We start from the raw sequence: 7,788 nt of genomic DNA on the forward strand, positions 1-7,788 counted from the left end.
CGATCCCCGGCCTGTTCGCGATCGGCGACATCAATACTTATCCGGGCAAGCTCAAGTTGATTTTATCCGGCTTCCACGAAGCCGCCCTGATGGCGCAAAAGGTCTACCACTACGTCTATCCCGACAAACGGCTGGTGTTCCAGTACACGACTTCGTCGACCAGCCTGCAGAAGAAATTGGGTGTCGCATGAGTGACGTGCAAGAATTGTCCCGCTCCAGCGAGAGCAATACAAAAATGGCCAAGATCACCTTTGTCGAACATGACGGCACCAAACACACCGTCGAGGGCGAAATCGGCTCGACCGTGATGGAGACGGCGTTGCGCAATCAGATCGGCGGCATCGTCGCGGAATGCGGCGGCGCCTGCACTTGCGCGACCTGCCTGGTGCATGTCGACGACGCCTGGAGCGAAAAGGTCGGCAAGCCCTCGCCGGAAGAAGAGGACATGCTGGATTTCGCTTTCGAGGTAAAGCCGACCTCGCGGCTGTCCTGCCAGATCAAGGTGACGGAAGCGCTCGACGGCCTGATTGTGCATACGCCGGCCTATCAGGGGCGTTGATGTTCGCGCGGAAACGGCAACGTGGCCAAATTCACGAGAATCGAGCCTACAACGAACGCGCCTAGACCGAATTCCTCGCCGTGCGATGCTCTTTAAATTGTCTGACGATTGTTGCGCGCTACTGCGACGTTCCCGGTTTCGGTCTTACGAGCAGCGACCCATAGGCCACGGCGAATCCCAAGAACGCGGCGGCCCAGGCAAAGGCCGCGATGTACAGAGTCGATTCGAACCAGGCCGGTTGCAGCGACGAGCAGATGCGTGCGAGCGCAGCGACGACGATCGCCGCGTAAATCGCCTGCGTCGCCGGCGAAGCGATAAGCGCATTGCCGGTGTGGCCGAGGCTGGCGCGGGTCATCACTGCGAGCGTCAAGGTGCCCGCCGCCCCCACCATCCAGGCATGGAGTCCGGCGCTCGCTGTAACGATATCGAGCGCGCCTAAGCCGACCAGCAGGAAGCCGAGCGGTACGAAGGCGTAGCCGACGTGCAGGATCAGTACCAGGCGGTCGCGCAAGGTGCGATTCCCCGCCCATCGGGCCAACCGTACGGCATTCAGTACTGCAGCGACGGCGAGCGCGGCCGCGGTCACGCGGCCGGACGGCTGCGCGCTCCAGAGCGCAAGGCTCGCAGCGCTCACAGCAATCGTTACGCCATCGAAACGGGTGAACGGGGCCGGCAAGCGGCCAGGGTTCTCGCGCGCCAGCCAGTTGCGGGTGAAACTGGGAATGATACGGCCGCCAATCAGCGCAAGCAGCAGCACGATGGCGGCAATGCCGATGCGGGTGCCGTATTCGGCATGGCCGCGAATATGGGCCTCGATATGGAAGGCAACATTGCCTGCGAGCAGCAATCCCACCATGCCGATGACTCTGAGATTTCGCCAGTTGTTGCCGGCGACGATCTCGCGCGTGGCGGCGGCGATGACCAGGACCAGAAAGCTGACATCGACAATCGCGGCCGGCAGCCAGCCGATCTGTGCGGACATGGTGACGCAGACACGGCCTGCCACCCACAGTAGGACCAGCACCAGCAGCGGCGCGCCCTGGATCGGTAGTCGTCCGGTCCAATTCGGGATCGCAGTGAGCAGGAAGCCGGTGACGATCGCCGGCAGGTAGCCGTAGAGCATTTCGTGGACGTGCCAGTCGACCGGCGCGAAGGCGCTCGTGACTTCCAACTCGCCGTGGAACATCGGCAGCCAGGCGAGGATGGTGAGGCCTGCGTAAATGGCGCCGAGCAGAAAGAACGGCCGGAACCCGTAGGACAGCAAAGCTGGCCCACGATGGTCGCGCAAACGGGGAATTGGACTCATTGGGTCTTGGCACCTCTAGTGTTGCTGCAATACGTACTCGAAGGCCCGCTTCAGGCAGGTGGCGCCGGGGTCCGGCGAGCGGTTGATCGCTCCCATCAGGGTGATCCATTCCTCGTCGGTTGCTTCGTTGGCGTAGTGGCGTACCGTCTGGCTCACATAGGCCGCCAGCTCGACGCCGGCGGCGGCGGCCTGTTCCCGCACCGCCGTCAGCAGCGCCAGGTCGCCGGCGCCAAGAATCGTTTCGACCGCCGTCGTCTCGTCTGTCAGACTGGCCAGCAAATCACCGAGCATGACGGTTCCTTCATTTGCTTGCGCATGATCTGTTCCGACCTTCCTTCGCTCGCCGAAGCGGGCTTCGCGAAGGCAGGAAACCGGTTCGTGATCATGCGCTAGTGCACGCGCAGCGCATCGGCGCCGGCCAGTTCGATGCCATCGATCCGCGCCGCCGACACCAGCCGTGCGACATATTGCGCATCGGCCCGTAGCTTTACGCTCTCGCGCAGATAGTGCGCGATGCGGGAAGCGACCACTTCATAGGGCAGCGTCCGACCTTCATGCTTGCGTTCGAGCCGGATGATATGGAAGCCATAGCGGGTCGCGACCGGCGCCTCACACAGTTGGCCGGGGGCAAGCGCGACGAGGGCCTGCTCGAACTCCGGCGTCGTCTGCCCGGCCGTGATCTGCCCGAGATTGCCGCCCTGCGCTGCCGACGGACATTGCGAGTGCGCCTGCGCCAGCGCGGCAAATCGCTCCGGCTGCGAACGCAACTCGGCCAGCGCCGCGGCAGCATCCTGACGCGCCCGCGCGTAGGCTTGCGCGTCGGCGGGCAATGCCGCGAACAGGATATGCGAAGCCTCGTAGATGTCGGGCGAGCGGAACCGCGCGCGGTTATGCTCGTAGTAGCGCCGGCAGGTTTCGTCGTCGGGCTCGGGCACCGTGACCTCGCGCTCGATCAGCGCGCGCATCATGGCTTCCTCGTCGGTTTCGCGGCGCCCGTCGGCATCGCTGATCGGCTGCGGCGCGACGGCAAGCCGGCGCGCCTCCTGCAGCAACAGCTCGCGAATGACCAGCGCGCGCGCGGCCTGCTGCCACGCCGCGATCGGCTTTGACGCGGCATGGTGCTGCATTTCGCGTACGATTGCATCGCGAGCGATCGCGGTGCCATTCACGGTCACCGAAACCGGCTTGCCGCCCGGGATGCCGGTGCGAACCGCGCAGCTCATCGCGGCCACTCCGCCGCAACTTTGCCGTTCCGCCGGGTGCGCACCACCTGATAGCCGCGCCGTCCGACGTACCAGATCGGCGCACTCCAGATGTGCACCAGCCGGGTGAACGGGAAAACCAGGAAGATCGTCATGCCGAGGAACAGGTGCAGCTTGAACAGCGGATGCACGTCCGCAATCACCGACGAGATGTCCGGCTGCAGCGTCAGGATACCCTGCGCCCAGGTCATGAACTTTACCACCTCTTGGCCGTCGAGGTGTTGGAGCGACACGAAGATGGTGGACATACCGAGGATGAGCTGCACGTAGAGGATCAGCAGGATCGCGATATCGCCGAACGAGGAGGTCTTGCGGACGCGCGAGTCGAACAGGCGGCGATGCACCAGCAGCGACATACCGATGAAAGCGATCATGCCGGCCACGCCGCCGACGCCGATCGCGATCCACTGCTTGAGGCCGTACGAGATGCCGAGCGCCTCGAAGATCCAGATTGGCGTCAGCAGGCCGCCGAAGTGGCCGACGAAGATAACAAGCACGCCGACGTGGAACAGGTTCGAGCCCCAGGTCAATTGGCGGCGACGCAGCAACTGGCTCGATCCGCTGCGCCACGTGTACTGCTCGCGGTCGAAGCGTAGCCAGCTTCCGACCAGGAAGGTGGTCAGGCAGAAATAGGGATACCAGCCGAAGACTATGTAATTGATCAATTCGCGCATGATATTGTCCTTATTGGCGCGGCGGGACGGCGCGGGTTGGGTTTACCGGCGGCATATCCGGCGCCGGGCGCAAGCCGCCGCGGACACGGGCGATCAGCCCGTCCTTGCAGCCATCGCCGGCAGTCGGACCGAATTGGACCGGTTCGTCCTCCCAGGCGGCATCGAGCGCCGCTAGGTCGTAGCCGTCCGGATCGGGCAGTGTGAGCAGCGCCGCCACTTCGTCATCCTTCGGCTTGACCGCTGCAAGCGCGACCAAAACGCGGAACACAGCTTCGTAGGCAGACTTGCGCTTGCGCAGGCGTTCCGCCATGGCGGCGAAGATGTGGGCAGGCTGGCCCAGCATCTCGCAGGCGTCCGCCGCCGGCAGTGTGGAGAGATACTCCAGGAACAGCGGCAAAAAGTCGGGCAGCTCGGTCGCATTCATGAACAAATTGTTTTGCTCATATTGCGCCTTCAGGTCGATCATGGCCTGGCCGCGGTCGCGGCTCTCGCCATGCACATGCTCGAACAGGTGCAGCGACAGCGAGCGCGTGCGGTCGAACAGCAGCACGTAGCGTTCCTGCAGATCGTAGAGATCGCCGCTGGCGAGCTCGCGCAGCAATTTGTGCAGCTGGGCGCGCTGGCTCAACGGGATCGCCGTTTCTTTCTCGATTGCCTCGCTGATTTCGCCGCAGGCCTGTTGCAGCTCGTTTGTCGGATAGGTCAGCAACGCCGATAACGCCTTCAAGCTTTTGAGCATTACACGACCTCCATCGGGGTCTTGGCGCGCTTATTTCCGCCTTTGGGCGTGCCGAACAAGTTGGTCTCGGTCGTGCCGCCCGAACAGCCATTGCCGAACGAGAAACCGCACGAGCCGCGCAGGTCGTAAGCGTCCTCGTGGATCTCGCGATGCGCGCTCGGAATGACAAAGCGATCCTCGTAATTTGCGATCGCCATGATCTGATACATGTCCTCGATGGCGAGGCTGGTAAGGCCGACGCGCTTGGCGATGGCCTCGTCGATCACGCCATCGACGGTCTTGGCCCGCATGTAGGCGCGCATCGCCAGCATGCGTTCGAGACCCAGCGCGACCGGTTCCTCCTTGCCGGCGGTGAGAAGATTAGCAAGATATTTCAATGGGATGCGAAGTGAACGCACGTCCGGCATCGCGCCGTCGTGGCCGATCTTGCCGGCGGCGGAGGCCGACTGGATCGGCGAGAGCGGCGGCACGTACCAGACCATCGGCAGCGTGCGGTATTCGGGATGCAGCGGGAACGCCACCTTCCAGTCCATCGCCATCTTGTAGACCGGCGAACGTCGTGCGGCTTCCAGCCAATTGTCGGCGATGCCGTCGGCGCGCGCCTGCGCGATGACCGCCTCGTCGTGCGGATTGAGGAAGACGTCGAGTTGGGCCTGATAGAGATCCTGCTCATTCGGCGCACTCGCCGCCTGCTCGATACGGTCGGCGTCATAGAGCACGACGCCGAGATAGCGGATGCGGCCGACACAGGTTTCCGAGCACACCGTCGGTTGGCCGGCTTCGATGCGCGGGTAGCAGAAGATGCACTTCTCGGATTTTCCACTCGACCAGTTGTAATAAATCTTCTTGTATGGGCAGCCCGACACGCACATGCGCCAGCCGCGGCACTTGTCCTGGTCGATGAGGACGATGCCGTCTTCCTCGCGCTTGTAGATGGCGCCGGAGGGACAAGCCGCCACGCAGGCTGGATTGAGGCAATGCTCGCACAGCCGCGGCAGATACATCATGAAGGTGTTTTCGAACTGGCCGTAGATTTCCTTCTGGATGCCCTCGAAATTGTAGTCCTTCGAGCGCTTAGCGAATTCGGTGCCGAGGATTTCCTCCCAGTTCGGGCCCCACTCGATCTTCTCCATCCGCTCGCCGGTGATCAGCGAGCGTGGCCGCGCGGTCGGAAACGCCGACAGCTCGGGCGCCGTTTGCAGGTGCTCGTAATCGAAGGTGAACGGCTCGTAGTAGTCGTCGATTTCCGGCAGATCCGGATTGGCGAAGATGTTCGCCAGCACCCGCCATTTCGAACCGATGCGAGGCTCGATCTTGCCGTTACGCTTGCGGCGCCAGCCGCCGTTCCAGCGGTCCTGGTTTTCCCAGTCCTTTGGGTAGCCGATGCCGGGCTTGGTCTCGACGTTATTAAACCAGGCGTATTCCATGCCTTCGCGGCTGGTCCAAACGTTCTTGCAGGTGACCGAGCAGGTGTGACATCCGATACACTTGTCGAGATTCAACACCATCGCGATTTGGGCGCGAATTTTCATTTTGCGAGCTCCATCTTGGGCGCGATGGCCAGAGGTTCGGGCTGATCGGCGGTCGGCTTATCGAGCCAGTCGACTTTCGCCATCTTGCGTATGATGACGAATTCATCACGATTGGTCCCGATCGTGCCGTAATAATTGAAGCCGTAGGATTGCTGGGCGTAACCGCCGATCATGTGGGTGGGATTGACCACCGTGCGGGTCACCGAATTGTGGATGCCCCCACGCTGCCCGGTAATTTCGGAGCCGGGCACGTTCACGATCTTCTCCTGCGCGTGATACATCAGGCACATGCCGTCTTTCACGCGCTGCGAGACGACGGCGCGCGCGACCAGCGCGCCGTTGGTGTTGTAGGCTTCGATCCAGTCGTTATCGACGATGCCGGCTTTGCCGGCGTCGTTCTCGCTGATCCATACGATCGGACCGCCGCGCGACAGGGTGAGCATCAGCAGGTTGTCGGTATAGGTCGAGTGGATGCCCCATTTCTGATGTGGTGTGATGAAATTGAGCACAACCTGTTTCTCGCCGTTCGGCTTCTGGTCGATGATCGGCTTGATCGTCTTGAGGTCGACCGGCGGGCGATAGACGCAGAGCGCCTCGCCGAAGGCCCGCATCCACAGGTGGTCCTGATAGAGCTGCTGACGGCCGCTGAGCGTGCGCCACGGGATCAACTCGTGCACGTTGGTATAGCAGGCGTTGTAGCAGACCTTTTCGGACTCCAATCCCGACCAGATCGGCGACGAGATGATCTTGCGCGGCTGCGCCACCACGTCGCGGAAGCGGATCTTCTCGTCCTCCTTCGGGAGGGCGAGATGGGTGTGCTCGAGGCCGGTGAAGCCGCCGAGCGAGGCCCAGGCTTTGACCGCGACTTCGCCGTTGGTCTCGGGCGCGAGCGAAAGGATCACTTCAGTGGCGTCGATATCGCTACCGATGCGAGCGAGGCCTTTGGTCGCCCCCTCCTCGGTCACCACGCCGTTGAGCTTTTGCAGCAGATCGACTTCATGCTCGGTGTTCCAGCTCATGCCCTTGCCGCCATTGCCGAGCTTGCTCATCAGCGGCCCAAGCGCGGTGAAGCGCTTGTACAGATTGGGATAGTCGCGTTCGACCACGGCGATGGCCGGCATGGTCTTGCCGGGGATCGGCTCGACTTCGCCCTTCTTCCAGTCCTTGACGTCGAGCGCCTGGGCGATTTCGCCCGGGCTGTCGTGCATGATCGGCGTCATCACCACGTCTTTTTCCAGCCCAAGCACCTCGGGCGCGACCTCGGAGAACTTCTTGGCGATCGCCTTGTAGATCTCCCAGTCGCTCTTGCACTCCCACACCGGATCGACCGCCGCGCTGAGCGGATGGATGAAAGGGTGCATATCGGAGGTATTGAGATCGTTCTTCTCGTACCAGGTGGCGGTCGGCAGCACGATGTCGGAATACACGCAGGTGGTCGACATACGGAAATCGAGCGTGACCAAGAGGTCGAGCTTTCCTTTCGGTCCGTCTTCGTGCCAGGTGACCTCCTTCGGTTTCACTTTTCCGGTTTGCCCCAAGTCCTTGCCCTGCACGCCATGGGTGGTGCCGAGCAGATGCTTGAGGAAATATTCGTGGCCCTTGCCGGACGAGCCGAGCAGGTTCGAGCGCCATATGAACATGTTGCGCGGCCAGTTATCGGGGTGATCCGGGTCTTCGCAGGCCAGCTGCAATTCGCCGGATTTGAGCGCCTTCGAC

Annotated in this window: 8 protein-coding genes and 1 pseudogene; 2 read left to right on the top strand and 7 right to left on the bottom strand. The window is 62.5% G+C overall.

What is annotated here, in order from left to right; all coding sequences use genetic code 11:
* Both HY852_RS10495 and HY852_RS10500 read left to right on the top strand, forming a co-directional pair.
* Positions 1-191, top strand: a pseudogene (locus HY852_RS10495) (ferredoxin--NADP(+) reductase); the annotation flags it as partial.
* 44 nt (positions 192-235) lie between these two features.
* Positions 236-559: a 2Fe-2S iron-sulfur cluster-binding protein gene (locus HY852_RS10500; RefSeq protein WP_291604569.1), complete on the top strand. Its 324-nt coding sequence runs from the start codon at positions 236-238 to the stop codon at positions 557-559.
* A gap of 118 nt (positions 560-677) precedes the next feature.
* Here the strand turns inward: HY852_RS10500 and HY852_RS10505 are convergent, their stop codons facing one another.
* The 7 genes from HY852_RS10505 to HY852_RS10535 all read right to left on the bottom strand — a co-directional run.
* Positions 678-1,865 carry an NnrS family protein gene (locus tag HY852_RS10505; protein ID WP_291604562.1) on the bottom strand — a complete coding sequence of 396 codons (1,188 nt, stop codon included), beginning with the start codon at positions 1,863-1,865 and terminating at the stop codon, positions 678-680.
* A 15-nt stretch (positions 1,866-1,880) separates the two neighbouring features.
* Entirely contained in the window at positions 1,881-2,156 is a 276-nt protein-coding gene (locus tag HY852_RS10510; protein WP_291604563.1) for a hypothetical protein, read from the bottom strand.
* A 98-nt stretch (positions 2,157-2,254) separates the two neighbouring features.
* Positions 2,255-3,088, bottom strand: coding sequence for a peptidylprolyl isomerase (locus tag HY852_RS10515; RefSeq protein ID WP_291604564.1), 834 nt, complete (start codon positions 3,086-3,088; stop codon positions 2,255-2,257).
* Positions 3,085-3,801 carry a respiratory nitrate reductase subunit gamma gene (gene narI, locus HY852_RS10520; protein ID WP_291604565.1) on the bottom strand — a complete coding sequence of 239 codons (717 nt, stop codon included), beginning with the start codon at positions 3,799-3,801 and terminating at the stop codon, positions 3,085-3,087. The genes HY852_RS10515 and narI overlap by 4 nt, the downstream gene beginning before the upstream one ends.
* Before the next feature lie 10 nt (positions 3,802-3,811).
* The gene (narJ, locus tag HY852_RS10525; protein WP_291604566.1) at positions 3,812-4,540 is read right to left on the bottom strand and encodes a nitrate reductase molybdenum cofactor assembly chaperone; all 729 of its coding nucleotides are present in this window, start codon (positions 4,538-4,540) and stop codon (positions 3,812-3,814) included.
* On the bottom strand, positions 4,540-6,072 hold the full coding sequence (gene narH, locus HY852_RS10530) for a nitrate reductase subunit beta (protein WP_291604567.1): 1,533 nt from the start codon (positions 6,070-6,072) through the stop codon (positions 4,540-4,542). The genes narJ and narH overlap by 1 nt, the downstream gene beginning before the upstream one ends.
* Positions 6,069-7,788: molybdopterin-dependent oxidoreductase (locus HY852_RS10535; RefSeq protein ID WP_291604568.1), on the bottom strand; the 1,720-nt coding region annotated here is incomplete at its 5' end. The genes narH and HY852_RS10535, both read right to left, overlap by 4 nt.

The organism is Bradyrhizobium sp. (assembly GCF_016213215.1).
Classification (GTDB): Bacteria; Pseudomonadota; Alphaproteobacteria; order Rhizobiales; family Xanthobacteraceae; genus Bradyrhizobium.